A 22,877-nucleotide genomic window follows, 5' to 3' on the forward strand; every position below is an offset into this window, starting at 1 on the left:
CGCCGGGGATATAATTCGAATAATGATGGCCGTCCGGTCATACATGGCCGCGCTTATAAGACGCCTGCCTTCAATGGTCCAGAGGTTCCGGCCCATGCGGCGAATGGCGCAGCTTGGCCCAGCGATTCAGCCATGCCAGACCAGCGAGCCCAAGCCCCAGCGCCAGCAGTGAGAACACCCGGATCAACCCACCCAGACCGGCAATATCGATCAGGAAGACCTTGGCCACCGCCAGCCCGATCACCACCAGCCCCGCCTTGCGCATCGCATCCGAACCACGTGCCAGAGATTGGTAGAACAGCACCGCCCCGACCAGCAGCAGAACAAGGGTATATGTATAAAGCTCGGGCTGCGTGACGCCGTTGCCTTCAAACATGCCTGCTGCTCCCTGCCAGACATGGCGGATGGTCAACCCAAACCACACGGCAATCAACGCGCCCGCAATGGCGTAGCTTGCCAGCCTGATCTGCTTTGGCATGTCCCTGATCCGCCAGGCCGAGAATCCAATGGTCAGTGCAGGCACCAGATAAGCAAGGACAAGGGTGTTCAGAATCGGTGGGCCAAGCACCGGGTCGGCGTTGGGGTTCAACAACGGGTTTTGTTCGGTCAACGCCAAGGTCAGACGGAACAAGCCATGACCGGCAAAGAACGCCGCCAACGCGTACCGGGCATAATTCAGCTTGCCGCCCAGCCCAAACCTCTGAACCTGAGCAAAGGCCAGCAGCAGCCAGATGACCGCCAGCAGGCCCAGACCCCAATGGCTGTTGTCGGCCCCGCCTTCACCGAAACCTTCAAGCCACCGCAGTAGCAACAGGGACAGCAGAATGCCGCCCGTCGCCCATGCCGCGCTTTCCAGCAGCAGTGCTGCAACCGGCCGCTGCAAGGGACGCAACAGCCACCAGCCAGCCACAAAACCCAATGTGGCCGCGCCATAAACCATCGCCATTTCGGACACCGGGGCCGCATTGGCCCAGTCCAGACCCGGGTCAAGCACCAAGCGCACGGTGACGGCGAAGACACCGGCCCAGATAAACCAACTCATCTGCGGCAAGGTGAATCTGCGATCCAACGCTGCTGCTGCGACGACGCTGGCCACCAGCGCAATCGTCAGCGCGGCCGAGCTGAGCACGATGACGCAGGCAAAGACCAGACAGGACAGCGCCGACAACGTGGCCAGAGCAGCCCGCATCCGGTCATCGCCGTCGGCGCGACCAAAACGCCCGGCCAGAAACACCATCAGAACTGCCAGGACAATCGCGTGTAGGGCCCAGGCGTACGCACCGATAACCGTGGCGGGATGCCAGCCCAATTCCAAAGCGATGGCCAGCGCTGGTGCAAAAATGACAGCCCACCCGGCCCAGATTGCACGATACTGGTTTACCCTGAATGACCGCCATGCCATCAAAATCGACATGAGCGCGCCCAAAGCAACCAGCACGGTGGCCACCATCGGAAAGTCGGCCTCGGGCGTCTCGGCATAGGTGTCGGCGAAACTGCGCTGAACCGCGCCGTATTCCAGCCCGTGAGCCGCCACAAAAAACACAAGGCCCGTCGCAGGTAGCACGGTCAGATCCTGAAGGGCTGGCGCATCCTTGGCCCACAAAAGCAGCGCCAGAAGCAGGGCGGACAGCAGGCAGACACCCAGCCAGAATTCAGCTGCTGAGTCTGCCCAATGCCAGGACAGGATCGCGGCACTGGCCGCAATCGCTCCGGCGGCGAGCCGAGTTGGAAACTCGGGCCACGGGCGGGTTCCGGGGGTGCGGATTACCTGAGACATCATACGCCCTGCATGATTCGGCCAAACGCGCCGCACCGGAATGGCTGTTGCCAGAAGCGCCAGCACTGTTGTCGCAACCAGATACCCCGGTACCGTATTCGGTGCGCCACTTATCAAAAGCAGGTTTGCCGCATAAACGCCGACCAACGTCAGAACAGAAATCCATGCCCAGCGCCGCACCGTGTCGATACCCAGCCCCAAAACGGCAACCAAAAGAAAATAGGCATAGAGCCACGAAGGATCGTCAGATGCGCCCCCAACCAAAAAGGGTGCGGCAAAAGCTCCGATCAGTCCAACCGCAGCCAGCAGCGGGCCGTGGAACCACCCCAGAACAAGACCAACAAGCGCGATGACAACCATACCTGCCAAAGCTGTCTCGGCCCCGATCAGGCCATAGAGCTGCCGCGCAGACAAGATGGCCCCGAACAAGGTGACAAGACCGGCCCCGGAAAAGACCGATGGCAAGTAGGCAGTGGCCACCGCTTCGTCATCCCCGAACCTGCGGCGCAGAACCTCGCCCCCGACAATCAAAGCCGAACCAAAACCAAGCGCGGCGAAAACGCGGGCCACCGGAGGTAACAATCCGTTCTCAACGCCATATTGCACGAGGAAAATACCGGCCAATGCCAGCGACAGGGCCGAGACAGCGTAAAACCAGTTCTCACGCAGCCACGCGCCCAGCGCGGCAAACCGGTCATGGCGAAATACAATTGCAGGCGTAGCGGCGTCGGTGTCTACATCTTCGGCGCTTTCGTCTTCCTGTCGCTTTGGCGCGGCCCACGGCCCTGGGCTTTGAACCTGTTCCTCTGCCACAGGTTGCGGTGAAGGTGCATCTTGTTCCGGTTGCAGCGATGCCGGTGCATCACGCGACACCAACGCATTGATCTGCGCATCCAGTTGTTCGACCCGGCGACGCAATCGGGAATGCCCGACCAGAAGGGCAATCAATGTCACCGGGATGGCCAGAACAACCAGGCCAATAAGAACAAGCAGCGTTTCCAACCGAGTCGCTCCGATCCGTAATTTCGGCCAAGCTATCTTGTGCTGTCGGTCAGCAACAGTCAGGAAAGCCGTGAGAAAGTCTAAAGCACAGAAATCGCCGGGCGGGCGATCATCAGCCAAAGGATGGTCAAAACCGCCAGAAACGCCGGAACCCCGCAGGCGAACCAGAACCGAAACAAGCGGTAATACTCCGGTGGCAGTTGCGTTCCCTGCTCTGCCGCCGTTCGCGCGTGGTCCCGCAACCGGATTTGGACCCAAACCACCGGCAACCAGAACAGGCCCGTCAAAACATAAAGTACCAGAGACAACACAATCCATCCTTCACCCAAAGACCACCCGATCTGCCAGGCAAGCAGCGCTCCGGTCACCGGTTGCAGGATGACAGCGGTCGTGGTGAACAGAAGGTCACCCAGAACCACCGTACCCGCCGTATGGGCGATGACGCGCGGGTCGTTTGTCCGGTGCGCGATCAGCATGAAAAAGGCGATCCCTGCCCCAGTTCCCAGCAGCACACATGCACCGATGACGTGCAGCCATCGCAAAATCAGTTCAGGGTCCATCATCGGCTCTCAAACAAGGGCAGCGCCACAAGCGACAGGATCATCGCGGGCAGGATTTTCACCAGCGGCCCCAGCGGGTCCAACCACAAGTCCGGCATCGTGATCGAAGCGGCGATCAGGTAGAACACGGACACGGTTAACTGCGCCACGCAGGCCCGCGCCGCCCATCGGCGCCACAGGATGGCCAGACCCAGCGCTATGTCGATCAGGGACCAGAACACAACGCTGGTCACCGCCATGGCGGATGACCACCCTGCTTCGACCAGCATGCCAGAAGCCGTGGATAAACCCGCCAAACCAAACAGGCCCGACAGCAACCAGAACAGGCTGAGTGTTGCAACGATCAGCGGCATCAACAGCGTCATCCGAGCGGTCAACCGATGCTCGCGCGCGCAAGGCAGCTTGGCGTAGACATCAGGCAAGGCGGCAATCCCGCGCCCGGCCGCTGCACGATAGTGGCCGGGGTCGCCAACCACGCCATCCGCCATGACCGTCATCGCCGTGCTGCGCAGCGGAGACCGCCAACCCAACCGGGCCAGACAGTCCGCCATGGACGCAACGGCTTTTGTCAGGACAGGCGGCAGGACCAAATGAAAGCGCGCGGCAGGAAACCCGAGCCACTGCCGCGTGCAGCGCACCACGTCCGACAAACTATGCGGGATATCCTCGACCAGATCGTAATTACCCTGCGGTAGGCGACCGGCAACGGCGGCAATCACGACGTCACACAGGTCGGGCATCCCGATGCATTGAACGGGTGTATCGGGGTAAGCCAGCGGTTGAACAAAAGGCACGGCAGCCAGCATTCTCAGCAACGCCGTTCCCCCATAATCCGTTTGCCCGATAACTAGCCCCGGCTTCAGGATCCAAAGTGTTACGCCCGATGAACGTAAAGCGGCATCTCCGCGCGCCTTGCTGCGCAGGAAATGCGTGCTCGCGTCCGGCTCTGCCCCGATTGCCGAGATCTGAACAACGCTGATGCCACCTTTAGCGCAGGCCTCTGCAAGGGCTGTGATTGCTGAATGGTGCACCGCTTCAAGGTTGTCCTGCGCGTTATCCTGCAAAACCCCCGCGCAATTCACCACGACATCGAAGTTGGCCAGCAGGTCCTGCCAGTCTTCCTTGTGCAACAGATCTCGCAAATCGCCCTGTTTCAGCGACACCCCCGGCAGGACCTTTGCCCCTTGCTCAGGATTGCGCCCCATGCCCTGAACCGTGGCACCTGCGGCTGACACTGCCCGCGTGACGGCGGCGCCGATGAAGCCATAAGCACCCAGAACCAAAACGTTCTTTCCAGAAAGCTCGTGATCTGCCATTAGCCTTTGCACCCGTTTTGCGCCACTCTACCTATCCGGGAAGCTTTGACCAGTCGCGACTACCGAGCTGCGACATTTATGGATGGAACAGAGACCCGACGAGATACGCGATCAGTGCCGCCGAACCACCGATCAACAGCGTTTCGATACCTGATCGCCACCAAGCCGCCAACGACCACCGGCTTTTGAATGCTCCAATCGCAAAGAAAACCCCCAACGTCATCCAGATCGACATCTCAAAAGCGTTCTCCACCGACGCTAAAAACGGCAGCAGCGGGATCATCCCGGCCACAAGGAACGCGAAAAACGTGGCCAACGCGGCTTTCATCGGATGCGGGTCTACACTGCCCAGCCCATATTCACCCTCGATCATCAGGTTGACCCAATGTTCGTGGCTCGACGTGATCGCGGCGGTGGCTTCGTTCAGAATTTCCCCTGACAACCCTTTTTGTGACAGAATTTCACGGACCTCCTCGCGCTCGCCGTCGGGGTAGAGTGCGATGTGGCGTTCCTCGATCGCCCGAATGCGCCGTATGTTGTCCAGTTCGGCCTTGGTGCCCGAATAGTTACCTGCGGCCATGGAAAATCCGTCTGCTAGAACGTTTGCCAGACCAAGCGCCACGATGACAAACGGGGAAAGACCCGCCCCCGCGACACCGGCGACAATGGCAAACGTAGTGACGGAACCGTCAATGCCGCCATACACAACGTCGCGCAACACGCCACGCCCGGGCGGAGCATTGATCCGGTCGGCGATTTCCTGCGGACTGTGACCGTGATCCGTCATGGCTAGCTCCTTTTTCACAGGCAGAGTGCCGAAGGGAGTGTTCTGACGCTTTGCTCTGGATCAACCCTTGGAGAATAGACCCTGCAAGGCTCGCTTGATGATGCCCCGCATGGAGGGTTTGTGGCGTTTTGAGAATGGTAACGGGCGGCAGACTTCCATCGCGGCCACGCCCACTCGGGCGCTGAGCGCACCGTTGACCAGACCTTCTCCGAACCGTCGGGACAATTTGCTGAGAACGGATCCGCCAAGAACAGGTTCCAGCAGATCGTCACCAACGGCCACCGCCCCAGTTGCGACCAGATGCACAAAGACGGCACGCGTCAGACGCCAGCTTCCCAACGTGCCAGCCCGCCCCCCGTAGATTTCCGCAATGCGACGGATCATCCGAAGGGACGCAGCCAGTGCCGTTACAACATCCGCCAGTGCCAGAGGGACCAGAGCGGTCACGGTGGCAACCTGCCGTGCTGCGGCCTCAACCTCACGGCTGGCGGCGGCGTCGAGCTGGGCCAACAGCTCATCCTCGGCAAGGTTTAAAAGCGCCTCGGCATCGAACTGTTCATCCATACGCTCGGACAATCGCTCGCGACCCCAGCGGGTATCCTCGCGCCCTTTGTAGAATGCGATAATCCGGTGTGTGACGGCCCGCGCCTGAGCCAGGTTTTCATCAGCCAGTGCAGTATCTGCAGCACGGCGCATCCCATCAACACGGGACAACCGCCCCAAAGCCGCGAGCTCGCGCAGCGCGATGATCACCACCACCAGAACCAATGCAGCCAACAGTCCGGCAACGATCCAACCCAATACGGGCGTCCGCTCCACCAGAGAGGTTGCAAAATCCCAGGCAGCCACCGATATGGCCGCCCCGACCACCGAAAGCGCAAGCCCCCAGAACCAGCGCGCAAGGACTGAGGGTTTGCGGGCCGCCAGCCGGGCCGCGCTTTGCATCGCCTGCCCTTCAGGCGGCACAATATCCGGCACCGGTATTGCCTGCGCGACATCAGCAGCGGGTTCATCATCGTCAAGATCGATCAGAACCGGACCTTTAGCCATTTGTCGTATCCCTGCAGTGCCAGACAAACCTTATGTCCGGCAGGTTTTCATCGTTTTCCGCCCCATCGCTGCGTGCCACTTCGGCAAAGCCGTTTCGCTCATAGAACCGACAGGCACGGGAATTTCCTTGAAACGCGTACAAGCCCAGCTGCCGCTGGCTTGCTTTCGCGTGATCCAGCAATTGCTGACCAATCCCCTGCCCCCGAGCTTGCGCATCCAGATAAAGTGAATGGATTTCACCACCATTCAGCGCCAGAAACCCGACCACACCTGTCTCTGCCTCGGCCACAGTGACCCAATCCTGATCAATCATCCGGCCGCAAAAGGCGATGGTTTCAGCACAGCTGTGCAGTTTGGGCATCCAGTCGTTTTCCAAGGCGAAGCCGTGCAGGATCGTACCGATTGTACCGGCATCTGTGGTGCGTGCGGGGCGCAGTGTCGCGATCACAATCTGTCTCCGATCAGAAACTGCGCCGCACGATCCAGTCGGATATGCGGAGGGCCGTCACCGGGTTTCAGGGTTAGTTTTGCCGGGGCAAAGGCCATGAACCCATAGTCTTCGTTCAACCAGCTCTCCGCTCCATTTCGCGCCGGACCCAACAGATGCGCCGGATCCTCGGGCAAGTCTCCGGGATAGAAAGCGGCCTGTTTGCCGCTGTCCAACAAAGTACCACGCACGCATGGCAGATCGGTTCCGTCGTGGCTGCGAATCTCTTCGGTCGTTGCACGCAGCGATGCCAGAGACAGGGCTGCGGTCCGGGCCCCGGCGAAATTCGCACGATCGCGCGCCTCGCGCGTCAAAGCCTCGATAATCGCGGTCAGGCGGGGATGTTGCGTGTGGTGCAGGTGGTCCGCTTTTGTCGCTGCAAACAGGATGCGTTCGACCTTTTTGCCCAGCAAAAGCTGGCTCAGCCATGCGTTCCGGCCCGGACGAAAAGCCGACAGGATATCGGCCATCGCGCGGCGCATATCTTCAACGGCCTGAGGACCCTTGTGAATTGCGCCCAGCGCGTCAACCAGAACCACCTGCCGATCAATCCGCGAGAAGTGATCCCGAAAAAACGGTTTCACGACCTGAGATTTATAAGCTTCAAACCGCCGTTCCATCTCGCGCTGAAGGGTCCTGCGCCGCGACGAGCCAGTGATTGCCAGCGGTGCAAAGGTCAGCACCGGAGATCCCGCCAGATCGCCCGGCAGAAGGAAACGTCCCGGCGTACAGTCGTAAAACCCGGCATCGCGCGCTGCGTTGAGATAGGCGGTGAACGACGCGGCCAGAGCTTGTGCGGCAGGTTCGTCGTGCCCTACCGACGGGTCTGTATTTTGGACCAGCGCCAGATACGCGGCAGCCTCCGCACGGGTCTCGATCCGTGCCAGAGTTTCCTGAGACCAGTCTGCGTAAGATTTGTCCAGCAAGGCCAGATCCAGCAGCCATTCGCCGGGGTAATCGACGATATCCAAATGGACCGTGCGCGGCCCTTGCAACCCGGCAAGCAGCCCGGCGGGACGGGCCTTGAAGGACAAACGCAATTCAGACACCGCACGCGTGCTGTCTGGCCAGTGCGGTGTCGGTCCCGTCAGGGCAGACAGGTGCGATTCATAATCGAACCGGGGCACAGTGTCATCCGGCTGGGGTTGCAGAAAGGCGGCATTGATCCGCCCCTCCTGCTGCGCAACAAGCCCGGTCATACGGCCCCGATCCAACAGATTGGCAACCAACGAAGTGATGAATACTGTTTTGCCGGATCGTGCCAGCCCGGTGACACCCAAACGGATGACCGGCTCGAAAAATGTCTCGGACACGCTGTCGCCGATACTTTCGACGCCACGCGCAAGACTGTCTGCCAGTGAAGAGATGACCAATCCGCCGCCCCGCAATTTTCCTTTTACCCAAGATAGGTAGCGGTCGCGGCACATACCAGCGCTTTCGCCCCCTTGCCCGATCCTGCGCTGCGCTGTACCAGCGGCACATGCCCAGATATGCGTTGAAAGTTGAATACCAGGGGGAGCCGTTTGCCGGATGGCAGCGGCAAAAGGATCAACCATCCGTGCAAGGTGCCATCGAACAGGCGCTTTCCCGAATTCAGCCGGGCGGCCACACAATTGCCGCAGCAGGGCGCACAGACGCCGGTGTTCACGCTCTGGGGCAGGTTGCCCATTGCGACATGGCAATGGAATGGGACCCGTTTCGCCTGTCTGAGGCGCTGAACTATCATCTCAAGCCTCTTCCAGTGGCTATCGTTAAGGCCGCCCCAGTGGCCGAGGATTGGCACGCGCGGTTTTCAGCGGTTGAACGGCAATATCTGTTCCGCATCCTGATGCGCCGTGCGCCTGCAACCCACGACCGGGGACAGGTCTGGCAGATTAGCCACCAGTTGGATGTTGACGCCATGCAGGAAGGGGCAAACATGCTGCTGGGCCGGCATGATTTCACCACCTTTCGGTCCTCCATCTGTCAGGCGGCCAGCCCGGTCAAAACCCTTGATGAACTGCGCGTTGAACGGGTCGAGGGCTTTTCCGGCCCCGAGGTTCATTTCCACGTGCGCGCCCGGTCGTTCCTGCACAATCAGGTGCGCAGTTTCGTTGGCACTCTGGAACGTGTCGGGGCGGGAGCGTGGACCCCGGACAACGTGCGTGAGGCTTTGGAAGCCACCGACCGCGCTGCCTGCGGGCCGGTATGTCCGCCGCAGGGGCTTTATCTGGCGCGGGTCGGATACCCGGAACCGGTGTTCGACTGATCTAAACCGCGCGCAGAAGCAACCCGCCTGCAATCACCGCAATTGTAAGTCCTGCCACCAGTTCGATGCTGGGTGCCAAAATCGACGCAAAGCGCGTGGCCGAAGCCGAAGCCAGCAGCCCGCCGCGCAGACCAAAAGACGTCCACCCGACCAGCGTAGTCACAGTCGCCGTGCCAAGCGCCATGGCAAAAGCACCCGCGATCCCCACCATGGCGATGCCCATTTGCCACGTCAGGATCAGTACAAACAAGGCACCGGTACAAGGCCGTGCAGCTATGCCTGCGATCAGGATCAGGGCTTCGCGCAATGTGCCGACATTCGCAACCTCGTCCGCGGTTGGACCATGACGATGACCGCACTCCGCGCAGTCTCCGTCATCATGATGGTGCTGATGGGTGTGATCGTTAGGGACATGCTTTTTTCGTTGTCGTGCGAAATTGCGCACAGACCGTACAACCAACCAAAGCCCAATCAACGCAATGGCTCCGTAGCTGATCGGAGCCATCACCTGTTCGGTCGTCCCAACAAGGCTTTCGCGGGACATCTGAAAGACCAGCACCCCCGCGTAGACCAGCACAACCGCCATCACCGCCTGTCCAAAACTGGACAATACGCTAATCGCCGACAACCGCCAGAAGGCAACACGCCGACCCAAACCGTAGCCCCCGATCAAAACCTTCCCGTGGCCCGGACCCACGGCATGAAAGAACCCGTAGGCGAAACAGACGGTCAGAAGCGTGGCCACCGCCTGAGGCTGTTCCGCACGCGCGGCACGCAAGGACCGCGCGATCTGGTTCTGAAAGTCCCGCTGCTCTCCGGCTGCCCAACTTGCCAGGCTGTCAAACCCACCACTGCCCCAGAACCAAAGCAGCAAACCAAAGGCCAGAGCGACCGGAACAATCAGGAAACGGGACATGAAACGAGGATCTCAGTCGCAAAGTTCTCACCAACCAATGGAATATCGTTTTCCTCCAGGTCGTAATCCGCGTCCAGTGTCAACAGAAACGCCTGCATCTGTGCAAGCTGCCCGTCTATGTCGGGATCGTTACGATCCACCCGGCATAAAGCCGGGCCCGTCACGGTTACAGGGCGCGTAATCTCGTAGGCCGTATAGAAGGACTCATCAAATGCCTTGGCGGAAAGCCCTGTGGCAGGTATCGCGTCGCCTTCGACCGCGCGCATATGGGTGGTCACGACCCGCCCATCTTCCGTTGTCGCACTGGGCTCCATTGGACCGGACAGTGCAACCAGCGCTCCGTCTTTGGTGAGCACGAAGTCGCCGTTATACCCCTCGACCCATTGCATATCGAACCCGCTCAGACGTTCTTCTTCGCTTTTCGTCAAAATGCCGTCAGCATCCTGATCCAAATTCATGTCTTCCAGAACAAGCAGAGAGTAGAATTCGTCATATGCCCAAGTCACCCGGATATGGGTCAGGTGACCGGCCTCATCCACGATGAATTCCAGCCCGGTGTCGATAAAGACATGCGGGTGGGATAGTGCCGGGATCGGCAGGCAACAGGTCATGACAGTGAACAGCCAGCGCATATGCGCAATATAGGTCTGAAGGGACACGGCGACAACGGCCTTTACACACACATGCGGAAACTGGCCGACCTTCAGACTGGCGGGAACAGCACAAGTGTTTGCAGAGCGGTTCTTACAGGACCCTGCGTGTCGAAAAGCACGGACTGAGACATGCCGATGCCCGTAGGTTGCCAATGTGAAACCGAACGGGACGCCAGCCAATCTGACACCGGTTCGCGGTGGATATTCACGGTCAGATCGGTGTTCATGAACCCCATTTCCGACGTCGGAGCATTCCACGAGATTCCATTGCCGCAATCCGCCAACGGGCACAGTGCCTGAATGGGCGACTGATCTTCGCCGCTCAACAGCTTTGGGGTGCGCATCCAGACCGTTTTGGGTCCGGCCCCCTGTTTGCCGTCTTTGGGATAAAGGATGTCACTGTAGTGGGCAAACCCCTTCAAATCATGACGAATCTCGCCGATTGGAAAAGGACCTTCTACCGCGTCTTCCAACTGTGGCGCGCTGGTTTCGACGTTTGCCACCACGCCTAGATCGCGCCGCACCAGATGCATGGTGGTGGCCGTGGCGCAGAGTGTGTCATCCAGATCATGCACCGTAACCCGTGTGGTCGCCAGCGTCTTGGTATGGCGCGTGGTTTCTGCGGCAACCCGCAACCCGGCCAGGGGCAGAGGGCGCAACAGGTCAACTGTCAGGCGGGTCAGCATCTTTTCGGGGCCAACCTCAGTTTCCGCTGCCCGCACTATCAACCCGCTGACCGGCCCTGCGTGGCAATGATCGGCAGACCACGGACCGCGTGCAGGATCATGTCCTACAAACGCCCCATCCTCGCGCTGATGAAAATAGGTCTGATCCGTGAAGTCGAGCCCTGCCATCAGTCCCCTCTGGTCATTCGCTGCGTTGTGTGCCTCGGCTCACTCATACCGGTAACCGATTGCGATGTAACGTGGTTTCCCCGGTGCGCGGTGAGTGGTATCTTCACGAAACTGTCCTTTTCGGGTTTTGAAACCGGGCTGTACTTTTAGGCACGAGGATGGCTTAACAGACCTGATCCTGTCCACCGCTGTGACGGGACGTCACCACATCAAATCCAAGTGGGGTTCGCATATGGCGTTGTTGATTGAAACCGGGCTGTCGGACTGGATTGGGGATGAGGAAATCGCCGCCACTTTACAGGCCCTGGCGCCTGGTGCCGACATCCGCACACCCGAAACGCTGGGCGACCCCAACGACATTACGATGCTGGCGGTAGTCAGCATGCAAAGCAATCACCCGACGAAGCTGCCCAACCTGAAACTGGTTCAGAAGCTGGGGGCCGGGGTTGAGACCATAGTTGGCCATCCGGACCTGCCTCCGCATATCCGTGTGGCGCGATTGAAGCCAGACGCGCCTGCGCAGGGCATTGCCGAATGGTTTCTCGCCTATATTCTGCGCGCTCAGCGCCACATGGTCTTTCACGAGGCATCCCAGAGGCGCGCCGAGTGGTTGCCGCGCGCGCCCGTTTTCACACCTGATACGGTTGTGGGCGTTCTGGGTCTGGGCCATATCGGGGCCCGCACTGCCCGCATGTTACGTGCCGTCGGGTTTCAGGTCATGGGCTGGAGCCGCTCACCAAAGTCCATCGATGGTGTCACCTGCCAGCATGGGCAAGACGCGCTGCCACGGCTATTGGGGCAATGTGATCACGTCTGTGCCATCCTGCCTTCGACGCCGCAAACCGTGGGTCTGTTTGACGCACAGACGCTGGCCGCGATGAAGCCGGGCAGTCAGTTGCTGAACGCCGGACGCGGAAACCTGATTGACGAGGCGGCACTGATCGCGGCGCTGGATAACGGTTCTCCGGGCCATGCGGTGTTGGACGTCACATCACAGGAACCGCTGCCGAAGGACAGCCCCTTGTGGCGGCACCCCGCTGTGACGATCACACCGCACGTCTCGGGCTGGTATCTGGGCGATGCACTGTCGGATGTGGCCGAGAACTACCACAGGCTCAAATCCGGCGATCCCCTGCTGCACGAAGTCAGCCGGGACCTCGGGTACTGATAGCCAAGTCAGAGATCAGGGTGTCAGGATCCAGTTTCCGTTACCGTCATTACACCGGCGGGTTCTGATTTCTCGGCTTTGATCGCTGCCTTCCGGCTGGATGACATGCTGAAGGCCGACGCAGTTGCCCTGAACGTTTTGCACCCGGATCGTTCCTTTTGAGCCGGTCTCGTCGTTTTGCCAGGACCGTTCCTGCCCTACAGAGGGCGTGCCATTGTTCAAAAGCGCATTCGAGGTTTCACTAACCACTTCAAAGTCTGCCGGGGACAGCCCCATCTCAGCTATGATTCGGGAGAGTGACTTGGCGTCGGCGGAACCGGTCATCAAAAGGGCGCCACACGCGGCAATGATGGGTAACAACTGGGCTTTCATAGGGGCCTCACAGAACTGAAATTATTTGTGACCAAGGATATACCTCTGTTTCAGCAGGGCCAAGCCCCGGGGCGCCGACCTTCAAAATATCCCGAACAAACCTATCGCGCGTCAGGACCTAATAGCGCCGCGCCTTTGTGCCCATAGTGCCATTCAAACGATCCCGAGGCACACAAATGACCCATCCGACCTACTTCGCCCCGACCGGCGGCCATCCCGGCCAGAACCAGTTGCTGACCGACCGCGCCATGTTCACCGACGCGTATGCGGTCATTCCCAAAGGTACGATGCGCGACATCGTCACCAGCTATCTGCCGTTCTGGGAAGGAACACGCCTGTGGGTTCTTTCACGCCCGCTCAGCGGATTTGCCGAAACGTTCTCGCAATACATCATGGAAGTGCAGCCCGGCGGCGGCAGCGATCAGCCAGAGACAGACGCGCAAGCTCAGGCGGTGCTTTTTGTCGTCGAAGGGACAGTGACTTTGACGCTGAACTCGGAAAACCATGTGTTGGAGACAGGCGGTTATGCCTACATCCCCGTCGGCAGCGACTGGACATTGCGGAACACTGGCCAGACGGCAGCGCGGTTCCACTGGGTCCGCAAAGCCTATGAGGCTGTTCCCGGGTTGCCCGCGCCAGACCCGATCATCACCAACGAACGCGATGTGACGCCAGTCGAAATGCCGGGCACCGAAGGCCGATGGTCCACCACGCGGTTCGCAGACCCACAGGACCTGCGCCATGACATGCATGTGAACATTGTCAATTTCGAACCGGGCGGGGTCATTCCCTTCGCCGAAACTCATGTGATGGAACACGGGCTTTATGTTCTGGAAGGGAAAGCGGTCTATCGCCTCAATCAGGACTGGGTCGAAGTTGAGGCCGGAGATTACATGTGGCTGCGCGCCTTTTGCCCGCAAGCCTGTTACGCAGGGGGGCCGGGTCGATTCAGGTATCTGCTTTACAAGGACGTCAACCGGCATATGCCCCTGTCCCTGTCGCACCGCTAAACGCTGGTCTGGCTGGAAATCGCAGTGATTTTTTATCTCAGGGCTTCACACAAGGGTCGGAATTTGCTGAACTCCAGGTAAATTCTTGTTTAGTGCATTGGAGATTTGTCCATGAAACTGCGCCTTGCCCTGATACCCGTTGCCGTACTCTCTACCTCTGCAATCCTACACACAGCACCCGCCATTGCGGGGGAAGAGACCAAATCCGTCTTCGTCATGAGCCGCAACTGGGCTGTGACACAGGTCGCTGACGCACCGGTCATTTATCGCGCCACACGCGACAACAACAACCTGAACCCGTTCGGCCCGCCCCCACGCCTTCGCACGACGCAAGCTATTGCTGCCATTCAACAAGCGACGGGCTGCAAGGTGATCTTCAACAGCATGTACCAGAATATCTCGGGTCAGTTCTTTTCTCAGGTCAGTTGCAAGTAAGCTGTTGCTGATCAGGCATTGAGGTCGCCCCGACGCCCTGCCATAGCTTGCGCATGAAACTCGCGATAAACGGATTCGGCCGCATTGGCCGCACGATCCTGCGGCAGGTTCTGGCCCTGCCCGAAGGGTCGGATATCGAGCTGGTGTTGATCAATGACATCGCGCCGCTGGAGACCTGCGCTTACCTGTTCAAATACGACAGCACCTTCGGCCCTTATCCCGGCGATGTGTCACAGGGGGATGAAACGCTGATCGTGGACGGGCGCTCTGTTCCTATGACCCACAGTGTCGATCTGACACGCGTTGACCTGTCCGGCGTAGACGTGATGCTGGACTGTACCGGGGTCGCGCGCACATCCGACGTGGCGCGTCGCGGGTTATCTGCGGGCGCTAGCAAGGTCCTGATCTCGGGCCCTTCGCCCGCGGCCGACATAACCGTCGTTCTGGGGGCGAACGAGGATCAGTTGGGCAGCGCCCGGATCGTATCGAACGCCTCTTGCACAACCAATGGGCTTGCACCGCTGGTCAAAGTGCTGGACCACATTGGTGGTGTTTTGTCAGGCCATATGACAACCATCCATTGCTATACAAACAGCCAGCCCATGGTTGACGCCCCGCGCGGCGACCTTGCCCGGTCGCGGGCTGGTGCGTTGTCCATGGTTCCGACAACGTCCAGCGCCACACACCTGATCGACGTGGTCGTTCCACATCTGGCCGGGCGCATCTCGGGGGCCGCAGTTCGCGTCCCGACAGCCAGCGTTTCAGCTGTCGACCTCGTGGTCACATTGGTACGCGGCATGAGGGCCGAGGATTTCGATCATGCTTTGCGTCAGGCCATTGACGCGTCCCCGGTTTTGGGTTGGACGGATATGCCGCTGGTGTCCTCCGATTTGCGGGCGCGCCCGGAATCGCTGGTCATCGCCGGGCCCGAAACCCGCATGGTCGGTGAAAATCAGGTGCGCGTTTTCGGCTGGTACGACAACGAATGGGGCTTTTCGGCCCGCATGCTGGACGTGGCCCGCCTGATGGCCGCGCCGTGACCGGGCTTACCTTCGTGCACAGCGTCGGGTCAGTGCCTATGGTTTAGGCCCCGCGATAGGGTATTCTGTAACGCGGACTACCTTACTGATCCGTTCAATCATGAAATCCATGAACAGGCGTGCCTTTGGATCCTGATGGCGTCGATGCGTGTATAGGCAGGCCATCTGAACTGGAACAGGCGGAGTTTCCGTCGCAACCGGTACGAGGCGACCGGATTTCAGATGCTCGGCCACCTCGAAAACCGGCTTCATTGCAATGCCTTGACCGGACAACGCCCAGTCCGTCAAAACATCCCCATCATCACATTCGAAGCGCCCGGACACGGCAAAACGTTTCGGACCATCGGGCGTTTTCAGCATCCACTGAAACTCGGTCGCACCCGGAAAGCGCAGATTCAGGCATTCATGCTTGTCGGCAATCAGGTCAGCTCCGGTTTTAGGCATACCGCGCCGCGCCACATAATCCGGCGCAGTACACAATACACGCTGGCAGTCGGCAATCTTGCGAATACGCAACGTGCTGTCCTCGGGCTGGCCAATGAAAAACGCCAGATCAAGACCTTCCGTCGTCAGGTCAACCGAGCGATCCGTCAGGCGCAAGCGGACATCAATCTCGGGGTATTCTGCAAGAAATTCAGGCACATGCGGTGCCAGCAATCGCCGCCCCACCCCCAGTGGAGACGCCACGAACAACGACCCGCGCGGTGCCTCGGTCAGATGCGTGACCTGAGCCTCGGCCTCGTCCACCGCATCCAGAACCGCCACCGCACCGGGGTAGAATGCTTTTCCCTGCTCTGTCGGGGACAGGTTACGTGTGGTGCGCTGGAACAGACGTACACCCAGATGGTCCTCAAGCTGCGATATTCGCGCCGATGTCACCGCTGGCGAAATCCTCAGATCTCGCCCGGCCGCAGACATGCTGCCCAGATCGTAAACCCTGACAAAGGTTCGGATGTTGTCGAGATAGGACATTTTTTCGGTTTTTTTGATACCAGTTGACAATATATTGGGAATACCGAAGAACCGCCCGTTTGCCTAGTGAATTACACAGGGCCGAAGCCAAGGACCGGCCAGGACATTGGTTGTATACGGTTGGCTTTGGCCCGGACTGCGGCAATTCCGGTCTGCCAATCGAGGTGCGGCAAAGCGATTGTGTCAGCAAAGGCCGGGACAATTCGACCAAAATTTCCCGATCCCGCGTTTATCCCTTTTCCCAACGGCATTCAGATGTTCTAACCTGACACTATAAGACCGTGCATCACACGGTAGCTGAGATCTGGAACTGGGACAGTTGGGGCTATTCATGCAAGGGCGCATGCCGCAAGGCCGTTTGAAGTGCTGGCTGAGTGCCATTGTCATGGCACTGACCCCGACCGCTCTGATGGCGCTGGAAACCTCTCTGACGGCGCCGGGCGCTTCAAAGGAACTTGTTGAACGTCTGAAAAAGACATCATCGGTGACAACAGCGGAAGAGCGGGGTCTGGATACGCCACTTGAGATCCTGTCTGCCGCCTTGTCGGATTACCGCACGCTTGTGCAGATCTTGTATGACGAAGGGTATTTCAGCCCGGTTGTCAGCATTAAGCTTGACGGGCAGGAAGCCGCTGAGTTGAGCTCTTTGACTGTGCCAGCACAGATCGCCAGGGCCGCAATTACCGTTGAAACCGGGCCAAGCTTCAAATTCGGCACGGCCATTGTTCAGCCCCTGGCGTCTGGCACCGTGCTGCCCGAAGGTTTCGCCCCCGGCAAACTAGCAACAACAGGGGTCATTCAAAAAGCAGGCTCGTACGGTGTGCAGGGTTGGCGGAATGCAGGCCACGCAAAAGCAAAAATTGAGGATCAGACCATTATCGCCCGTCACGCACAGGCCCGTCTGGATGCGCAGATTGATCTGGACCCGGGGCGCAGGCTGACGTTTGGCAGAATGTTCATTAAGGGCGACACGGATGTGCGCCACCGGTCCATCGAAAAAATCGCCGGTTTCCCAAGCGGGGAAGTTTACTCACCAGAAAAAATCCAGAAGGTTGGAACGCGTTTGCGCCGAACCGGCACGTTCAACGTCGTCTCATTGCAGGAACATGAGACAGCAAACCCCGACGGGACACTGGATTTCGACGCCACATTCGAAGACCTACCAAAGCGTCAGCTGACCTTTGGGCTCGAGCTGGCCTCGCGCGACGGTCTCGACGTGACCGCAACCTGGACACATCGAAACATGTTCAAACGCGCGGAACGCCTGCGGTTCGAGGCCGCGATACGAAATATCGGTGGTTCCGAAGATCTTGATGGGCGGATCGGATTGCGTCTGGATCAGCCCGATCGTCTGGGTCCGGACGACAATACATTCTGGAACGCGTTGCTGGAGCGCCGCAACACAGAAAACTACAATGTATCGGTTGCGTCTGTGGCATATGGTGCGCGCCGCACATTCTCGGACACGCTCTATGCCGAAGCCTCGGCTGGGTTACAGTGGTCAGATGCTGACGACGCCTATGGAAGTGGCCGCAAGTTCAGATACTTTATCCTGCCCTTCCGCTCGGAAAGGGATGAACGCGACAATAAAGTCAGCGCCACGCGCGGCTATTATCTGGATTCCGAAGTCATGCCTTTCATTGGCTTTTCCGGCACCGATACGGGCATTCGCCTGTTTGTCGACGGCCGGATCTATACTAGCCTTGGAACTGGCGGCAGGGTTGTGCTGGCAGCGCGGGCGCAACTTGGATCAGTCATTGGCCCGCCAGCAGATGGCGTTACACCCGACTTTCTGTTTTTTTCCGGTGGTGCGGGAACCGTGCGCGGGCAACCCTATGAAAGCCTTGGCATCCCGGTCGGGACCGGTGTCGCAGGCGGCAAATCGTTCCTTGGACTTTCAGGCGAGATCCGGGGCAAGGTGACAGATTCTCTGTCGTTGGTTGGGTTTTACGACTACGGTGTCGTCGATACCTCTTCCTTTATAGGAAGTGGCGCGGAAGATCATGCAGGTGCCGGTATCGGCGTAAGATATGATTTGGGCGGCTTCGGACCCCTCCGGTTTGACCTGGCCTTCCCGGTAAGCGGCTCCAGCGGCAACGGTCTGCAATTCTATATCGGGATCGGGCAAGCGTTTTGAGGCGGCACCTTTCATACCTTCTGCTGATTGGCACGCTGATGCTTGTGCCAGTGGCCGGCCCCGCGCAGGAGGACGAAGGCGGCAGTATGATCGAGCGGTTCCTACAAGACACGCTGTCGGGCGACGATCAGAATGTTACCGTCAAAGGTCTGCAAGGCGCGCTGAGTTCACGCGCCACCATTACCGAGATCACGGTGGCCGATGATGAAGGGGTCTGGCTGACCATCCGGGGAGCGGAACTGGATTGGAACCGGTTGGCGCTGATTCGTGGGCGGTTCTCGGTCAACGCGCTGACCGCACAGGAAATCGACGTCGCCCGTGCGCCGGGCACCACGACCAAGGACACACCGTCCGCTTCTGCCGAGACCCAAGCTTTTCAACTGCCTGAACTGCCCGTGGCCATCGAAATCGGCGAAATCCACATTGGCGAGCTGGCCTTGGGCAAACCTTTGATCGGCGTTGCGGCGGAACTGGCCGTCAATGGCAACCTGTCGCTGGCCGACGGGACGCTGGACACCAAACTGGACATCACCCGACTGGATCGGGCCGGTGATCAAATCTCCATAGCTGCGGGTTTTCGGAACACTGACAGCCAGATTGATCTTGACCTTCAGGTCACCGAAGCCGCGGGGGGTCTGATCTCGACCGCTTTGAAAATGCCGGACAGTCCCCCGATCGGATTGTCCGCGAAAGGGTCCGGGCCGGTGACGGATTTTACGGCCGATATCGGCCTGAGCAGTGATGGGCAGCCACGAGTGACCGGACAGGTTCGGTTGCGTTCGGCCCCAACAGCCGCGGCTAGCGCGGAGGAGGGCATCGCCTTTACCGCGGATCTGGGTGGTGACCTGACACCTTTTATTGCTGAAAAAATGGATACGTTTTTCGGCCCCAAAACGCAGTTGATCGTGGATGGACGGACCCTGCCTGAAGGCGCGTTGGATATTAGTGATCTGGAACTCAGTTCTCAGGCACTGAACCTGAAAGGGGCGCTGCAACTGGCGCCGGGCGGTCGGCTGCAACTGGCGGCCCTGCAAGGACGCATTACACCGCCCGAGGGGCAAAGCGTCGTCCTTCCGTTGTCAGGTGGCGACACATCGATCGAAGCTGCGCAGGTCTCTGCGTTGTTTGATGAGAAAAACGGCAATCTCTGGGATCTAAGTCTGACCGCTAACGCGGTAAAATCCGATACCCTGAACCTGCAACGCGCGCAAATTACGGCGCAGGGAACTTTGGAACAGGGTGACGTTTTGCGGATCGACGGTGATTTGCAAGCTGCTTTGGACGGTATCGACCTGACTGACGATGCCCTGAACGCAGCTATTGGAGACCGCATTACGCTGGACGGTACGTTCCAGTATGGCAGGGATCAGACCCTGAACGTGTCCGGGGTCGAGATGGTCGGCTCGGACTATGAACTGGGCGTTGATGCCGAGATCAGCGGCTTGTCCAGTGGTTTGGCCGTCGATGGAACCGCGACATTGCAGGCGACCGATCTGGCACGGTTTTCGGGTCTGGCGCAGCTGGAACTGGGCGGTCAGGCCTCTGCCCGGCTCACGGGCCAGGGTTCGCCGCTTGAAGGCAGTTTCGATGGCAAGCTGGAGGTCGAAGGGCGCGGTCTTTCCACAGGGCGCGATGACATTGACCCAGTGATCCGGGGCAACACAACAATCACGCTGGACGCAAAACGCGGTCCAGATGGCGTAACGATCCGGGATTTTACGCTGATCGGCGATACTCTGCGCGCGCAGGCTGATGGTACGGTTACCACCCCTGACGGCAGCGTGACGATTGACGGGCAAGCAACAGTCAACGCGCGGGATCTTTCCGTGTTCTCGGGCCTCGCCAAACGTGAGCTTGGCGGTGCGGTACAGGCGAAACTGGACGGCAAAGGCACTATTCAGACGCTCGAGTTTGATGGCACAGCCAGCGTGATGAGCCAGGACATCAAAACGGGCCTACCCGAGATTGACCCGCTGCTGGTCGGTCGGACCGAGATAAATTTCGACGGCGCGCTGAGCCAGAAGCAGATTGAAATCCGCGACGCGGTGATCAAAGGTTCAGCCATTGTGGCAAGCGCCGCGGCAACAATTGATGATCCGACGGATGCATTGGCCGTGGACGGGCAGGTCAGTCTGAACGTCCCGGACCTGTCAACTTTTTCAACTCTTGCCGGGCGAGATCTTGCAGGTTCGATCATCGCGGACGTCGCAGGCAAAGGTACGGTTGGCAGCAAGGCATTTGACATCAAAGGCAACTTGGCTGCTGATGACATCAAATCCGGCATCAATGCAGTTGACAACCTGATCCAGGGGCGAACGAACCTGACGGTGGATGCGGTGAATGACGAGGCCGGTCTGAATATTCGCACATTCCAGCTGATCGGCACCGCCCTTTCTGCGGATGCATCCGGCAAACTGGACCGCGATGCCGGCGGATTGACATTTTCCGCGGCGCTGGATGATCTGGGGCGGCTGTCAAAAACACTCTCCGGGCCTCTGAAACTGGACGGCAACGTCGCTCCGACACGGTCCGGGCTCGAAGGAACAGCACACTTGCTTGGGCCAGAGAGTTCCTATGCCAAGGTGGCCGGTACGGTGGACACAAATGGATCCGCTGATCTGGACTTCGATGCCAAGTTTAACCGCATCGAAAGGTTTGTGCCAGAGTTTCCCGGCACCCTTACCGCTGCGGGCAATGCCAAGCGGGACAGTGGCGTTTGGACCATCGACGCCAAGGCGCAAGGTCCCGCAGACATCGTCAGCACGGTTGCAGGCACCTTTGATGAAAGCAGCAGCAATGCAGATATTTCAGCGAAGGGTGGCGTAAACCTGGGGATAGCAAACGTCTTCATCACGCCTAACAAGATTGAGGGGTCCGCGCGCTTTGATCTGGCCCTCAAAGGCCCGGCTGATCTGGCGTCCCTAAGCGGATCGATTACCACTTCGGGAACATCCCTTGCACTTCCCGGCGCAGGCCAGACCATCACCGGGATCAACGGACAGGTGGATCTGGCGCAAAGCCGTGCAACCATCACGCTGAACGGCGGGGTGCGGGCCGGTGGTGGCTTTACCGTCAATGGACCTGTCGATCTGACGCCCCCGTTCAATGCGCAGATCACGACAACAATCAACAGCCTCGTCCTGACCGATCGGCTTTTATACGAGACGACTTTGAACGGTCAGATTGCGATGACCGGCGCTCTAGCCGGGAACAGTTCGCTGGCTGGGCAGATCACCTTTGGTGAGACCAATATCAACCTCGCTGCGGCTTCGGGGGCTGTAGGTGCCGCACCGATCCCCGAAATACAGCATGTCAACGAAAGCGGTGCCAGTTTCATCACGCGCGAGCGTGCAGGTCTTGTAACCACTAAAGACAAGGGCCAAAGCACATCCCGAATAGCACTGGACATCAACTTGCTGGCACCCAAAGCCGTGTTCGTACGGGGGCGCGGTGTAAATGCCGAACTGGGTGGCCGGATTTCCATTGGTGGCACCACGACCTCGGTGGTCCCATCAGGTCAGATTGAATTGATCCGCGGTAATTTCGATATTCTGGGCCGCAGGCTGGCCCTGACCAAAGGCATCGTGACCCTACAGGGTGACTTGACGCCTTATATCGAGTTTGAATCCTCTGCCAGCACCTCGGACGGCACCGCGACCATCGAAATCGCAGGGCCGCTGGATTCACCCGAGGTCAGCGTGTTTTCCGATCCCGAACGCCCGGCTGAAGAGGCACTGGCGATGCTGCTCTTTGGGAACAGGTTCTCGGAAATCTCACCGTTCCTGATTGCGCAGATGGCCGCGTCGCTGGCGCAACTCAGCGGTGCTGGAGGGGACGCGACCAAGGGATTACGCGACTCTACCGGTGTTGATACGATTGATGTTGGTGCGTCAGAAGGTGGCGCGGGCCGATTGGGTGCCGGGGCCTATCTGGGTGAAAACCTCTATACCGACTTTACCGTCAATACCGAAGGCGATACCGAGGTGAACCTGAACCTTGATGTTACCGACAATTTCTCGGTCAAGGGCACGGTTGACGGTCGCGGCGAAACGGGCATCGGAGTGTTCTTTTCAAAGGACTATTAGGATCGCTT

The 22,877-nt window shown here is 59.2% G+C and carries 19 protein-coding genes; 7 read left to right on the forward strand and 12 right to left on the reverse strand.

Annotated elements, in window-relative coordinates:
- Nucleotides 1–70: 70 nt before the first annotated feature.
- The 7 genes from ACR0ID_RS09480 to ACR0ID_RS09510 all read right to left on the reverse strand — a co-directional run bounded on the left by ACR0ID_RS09480 (nt 71) and on the right by ACR0ID_RS09510 (nt 8,352).
- Nucleotides 71–2,779, reverse strand: a complete 2,709-nt coding sequence (locus ACR0ID_RS09480; RefSeq protein ID WP_480605029.1) for a DUF2339 domain-containing protein — start codon at nt 2,777–2,779, stop codon at nt 71–73.
- Between the two features lie 80 nt (nt 2,780–2,859).
- Nucleotides 2,860–3,339, reverse strand: coding sequence for a DUF2269 family protein (locus ACR0ID_RS09485; RefSeq protein WP_480494907.1), 480 nt, complete (start codon nt 3,337–3,339; stop codon nt 2,860–2,862).
- Nucleotides 3,339–4,655: an SDR family oxidoreductase gene (locus tag ACR0ID_RS09490; protein ID WP_480605031.1), complete on the reverse strand. Its 1,317-nt coding sequence runs from the start codon at nt 4,653–4,655 to the stop codon at nt 3,339–3,341. Before ACR0ID_RS09490 ends, ACR0ID_RS09485 begins: the two co-directional genes overlap by 1 nt.
- A 76-nt stretch (nt 4,656–4,731) precedes the next feature.
- Entirely contained in the window at nt 4,732–5,442 is a 711-nt protein-coding gene (locus tag ACR0ID_RS09495) for a VIT1/CCC1 transporter family protein (protein ID WP_480494812.1), read from the reverse strand.
- A 60-nt stretch (nt 5,443–5,502) separates the two neighbouring features.
- The gene (locus ACR0ID_RS09500) at nt 5,503–6,492 is read right to left on the reverse strand and encodes a YcjF family protein (protein ID WP_480605033.1); all 990 of its coding nucleotides are present in this window, start codon (nt 6,490–6,492) and stop codon (nt 5,503–5,505) included.
- A complete protein-coding gene (locus tag ACR0ID_RS09505) occupies nt 6,485–6,940 on the reverse strand; it encodes a GNAT family N-acetyltransferase (protein WP_480605035.1) in 456 nt (151 codons plus the stop codon). Before ACR0ID_RS09505 ends, ACR0ID_RS09500 begins: the two co-directional genes overlap by 8 nt.
- Nucleotides 6,937–8,352, reverse strand: a complete 1,416-nt coding sequence (locus tag ACR0ID_RS09510; protein WP_480605037.1) for a YcjX family GTP-binding protein — start codon at nt 8,350–8,352, stop codon at nt 6,937–6,939. Before ACR0ID_RS09510 ends, ACR0ID_RS09505 begins: the two co-directional genes overlap by 4 nt.
- A gap of 107 nt (nt 8,353–8,459) precedes the next feature.
- Between ACR0ID_RS09510 and truA the strand changes: the two genes are divergently transcribed.
- The gene (truA, locus tag ACR0ID_RS09515; protein ID WP_480518784.1) at nt 8,460–9,227 is read left to right on the forward strand and encodes a tRNA pseudouridine(38-40) synthase TruA; all 768 of its coding nucleotides are present in this window, start codon (nt 8,460–8,462) and stop codon (nt 9,225–9,227) included.
- A gap of 1 nt (nt 9,228) precedes the next feature.
- Here the strand turns inward: truA and ACR0ID_RS09520 are convergent, their stop codons facing one another.
- Genes ACR0ID_RS09520 through ACR0ID_RS09530 form a run of 3 tightly spaced genes read right to left on the reverse strand, consistent with a single transcriptional unit; the run spans nt 9,229 to nt 11,650 of the window.
- The gene (locus tag ACR0ID_RS09520) at nt 9,229–10,143 is read right to left on the reverse strand and encodes a nickel/cobalt transporter (protein ID WP_480605039.1); all 915 of its coding nucleotides are present in this window, start codon (nt 10,141–10,143) and stop codon (nt 9,229–9,231) included.
- A complete protein-coding gene (locus ACR0ID_RS09525) occupies nt 10,128–10,802 on the reverse strand; it encodes a DUF1007 family protein (RefSeq protein WP_480605041.1) in 675 nt (224 codons plus the stop codon). Before ACR0ID_RS09525 ends, ACR0ID_RS09520 begins: the two co-directional genes overlap by 16 nt.
- A gap of 44 nt (nt 10,803–10,846) precedes the next feature.
- Complete coding sequence (locus ACR0ID_RS09530; protein WP_480605043.1) at nt 10,847–11,650, reverse strand: thioesterase family protein; 804 nt, start codon at nt 11,648–11,650, stop codon at nt 10,847–10,849.
- Nucleotides 11,651–11,882: 232 nt separating this feature from the next.
- On the opposite strand from ACR0ID_RS09530, the gene ACR0ID_RS09535 reads away from it, so the two are divergent.
- Nucleotides 11,883–12,818, forward strand: a complete 936-nt coding sequence (locus ACR0ID_RS09535; RefSeq protein ID WP_480605045.1) for a 2-hydroxyacid dehydrogenase — start codon at nt 11,883–11,885, stop codon at nt 12,816–12,818.
- Nucleotides 12,819–12,833: 15 nt separating this feature from the next.
- Here the strand turns inward: ACR0ID_RS09535 and ACR0ID_RS09540 are convergent, their stop codons facing one another.
- Nucleotides 12,834–13,190: a hypothetical protein gene (locus tag ACR0ID_RS09540; protein ID WP_480518776.1), complete on the reverse strand. Its 357-nt coding sequence runs from the start codon at nt 13,188–13,190 to the stop codon at nt 12,834–12,836.
- Between the two features lie 176 nt (nt 13,191–13,366).
- On the opposite strand from ACR0ID_RS09540, the gene ACR0ID_RS09545 reads away from it, so the two are divergent.
- The 3 genes from ACR0ID_RS09545 to ACR0ID_RS09555 all read left to right on the forward strand — a co-directional run bounded on the left by ACR0ID_RS09545 (nt 13,367) and on the right by ACR0ID_RS09555 (nt 15,675).
- On the forward strand, nt 13,367–14,200 hold the full coding sequence (locus ACR0ID_RS09545; RefSeq protein WP_480605047.1) for a bifunctional allantoicase/(S)-ureidoglycine aminohydrolase: 834 nt from the start codon (nt 13,367–13,369) through the stop codon (nt 14,198–14,200).
- Nucleotides 14,201–14,311: 111 nt separating this feature from the next.
- On the forward strand, nt 14,312–14,635 hold the full coding sequence (locus ACR0ID_RS09550) for a hypothetical protein (RefSeq protein WP_480605049.1): 324 nt from the start codon (nt 14,312–14,314) through the stop codon (nt 14,633–14,635).
- A gap of 53 nt (nt 14,636–14,688) precedes the next feature.
- Complete coding sequence (locus tag ACR0ID_RS09555) at nt 14,689–15,675, forward strand: type I glyceraldehyde-3-phosphate dehydrogenase (protein WP_480605051.1); 987 nt, start codon at nt 14,689–14,691, stop codon at nt 15,673–15,675.
- A 36-nt stretch (nt 15,676–15,711) separates the two neighbouring features.
- Here the strand turns inward: ACR0ID_RS09555 and ACR0ID_RS09560 are convergent, their stop codons facing one another.
- On the reverse strand, nt 15,712–16,647 hold the full coding sequence (locus ACR0ID_RS09560; RefSeq protein WP_480473765.1) for a LysR family transcriptional regulator: 936 nt from the start codon (nt 16,645–16,647) through the stop codon (nt 15,712–15,714).
- A gap of 331 nt (nt 16,648–16,978) precedes the next feature.
- Here ACR0ID_RS09560 and ACR0ID_RS09565 point away from each other — a divergent pair, with 331 nt between their 5' ends.
- Complete coding sequence (locus tag ACR0ID_RS09565; protein ID WP_480605053.1) at nt 16,979–18,784, forward strand: autotransporter assembly complex protein TamA; 1,806 nt, start codon at nt 16,979–16,981, stop codon at nt 18,782–18,784.
- On the forward strand, nt 18,781–22,869 hold the full coding sequence (locus ACR0ID_RS09570; RefSeq protein ID WP_480605055.1) for a translocation/assembly module TamB domain-containing protein: 4,089 nt from the start codon (nt 18,781–18,783) through the stop codon (nt 22,867–22,869). The genes ACR0ID_RS09565 and ACR0ID_RS09570 overlap by 4 nt, the downstream gene beginning before the upstream one ends.
- Nucleotides 22,870–22,877: the final 8 nt, after the last annotated feature.

The organism is Ruegeria sp. AL2 (assembly GCF_056540845.1).

Bases quoted from the DNA above. Each gene is read 5' to 3' on its own strand.
- ACR0ID_RS09545 (WP_480605047.1), top strand. From the start codon at position 13,367: ATGACCCATCCGACCTACTTCGCCCCGACCGGCGGCCATCCCGGCCAG.
- ACR0ID_RS09540 (WP_480518776.1), bottom strand. From the start codon at position 13,190: ATGAAAGCCCAGTTGTTACCCATCATTGCCGCGTGTGGCGCCCTTTTG.
- ACR0ID_RS09550 (WP_480605049.1), top strand. From the start codon at position 14,312: ATGAAACTGCGCCTTGCCCTGATACCCGTTGCCGTACTCTCTACCTCT.
- ACR0ID_RS09560 (WP_480473765.1), bottom strand. From the start codon at position 16,647: ATGTCCTATCTCGACAACATCCGAACCTTTGTCAGGGTTTACGATCTG.
- ACR0ID_RS09500 (WP_480605033.1), bottom strand. From the start codon at position 6,492: ATGGCTAAAGGTCCGGTTCTGATCGATCTTGACGATGATGAACCCGCT.
- ACR0ID_RS09520 (WP_480605039.1), bottom strand. From the start codon at position 10,143: ATGTCCCGTTTCCTGATTGTTCCGGTCGCTCTGGCCTTTGGTTTGCTG.
- ACR0ID_RS09495 (WP_480494812.1), bottom strand. From the start codon at position 5,442: ATGACGGATCACGGTCACAGTCCGCAGGAAATCGCCGACCGGATCAAT.
- ACR0ID_RS09555 (WP_480605051.1), top strand. From the start codon at position 14,689: ATGAAACTCGCGATAAACGGATTCGGCCGCATTGGCCGCACGATCCTG.
- ACR0ID_RS09535 (WP_480605045.1), top strand. From the start codon at position 11,883: ATGGCGTTGTTGATTGAAACCGGGCTGTCGGACTGGATTGGGGATGAG.
- ACR0ID_RS09490 (WP_480605031.1), bottom strand. From the start codon at position 4,655: ATGGCAGATCACGAGCTTTCTGGAAAGAACGTTTTGGTTCTGGGTGCT.
- ACR0ID_RS09485 (WP_480494907.1), bottom strand. From the start codon at position 3,339: ATGGACCCTGAACTGATTTTGCGATGGCTGCACGTCATCGGTGCATGT.
- truA (WP_480518784.1), top strand. From the start codon at position 8,460: ATGCCCAGATATGCGTTGAAAGTTGAATACCAGGGGGAGCCGTTTGCC.
- ACR0ID_RS09565 (WP_480605053.1), top strand. From the start codon at position 16,979: ATGCAAGGGCGCATGCCGCAAGGCCGTTTGAAGTGCTGGCTGAGTGCC.
- ACR0ID_RS09530 (WP_480605043.1), bottom strand. From the start codon at position 11,650: ATGGCAGGGCTCGACTTCACGGATCAGACCTATTTTCATCAGCGCGAG.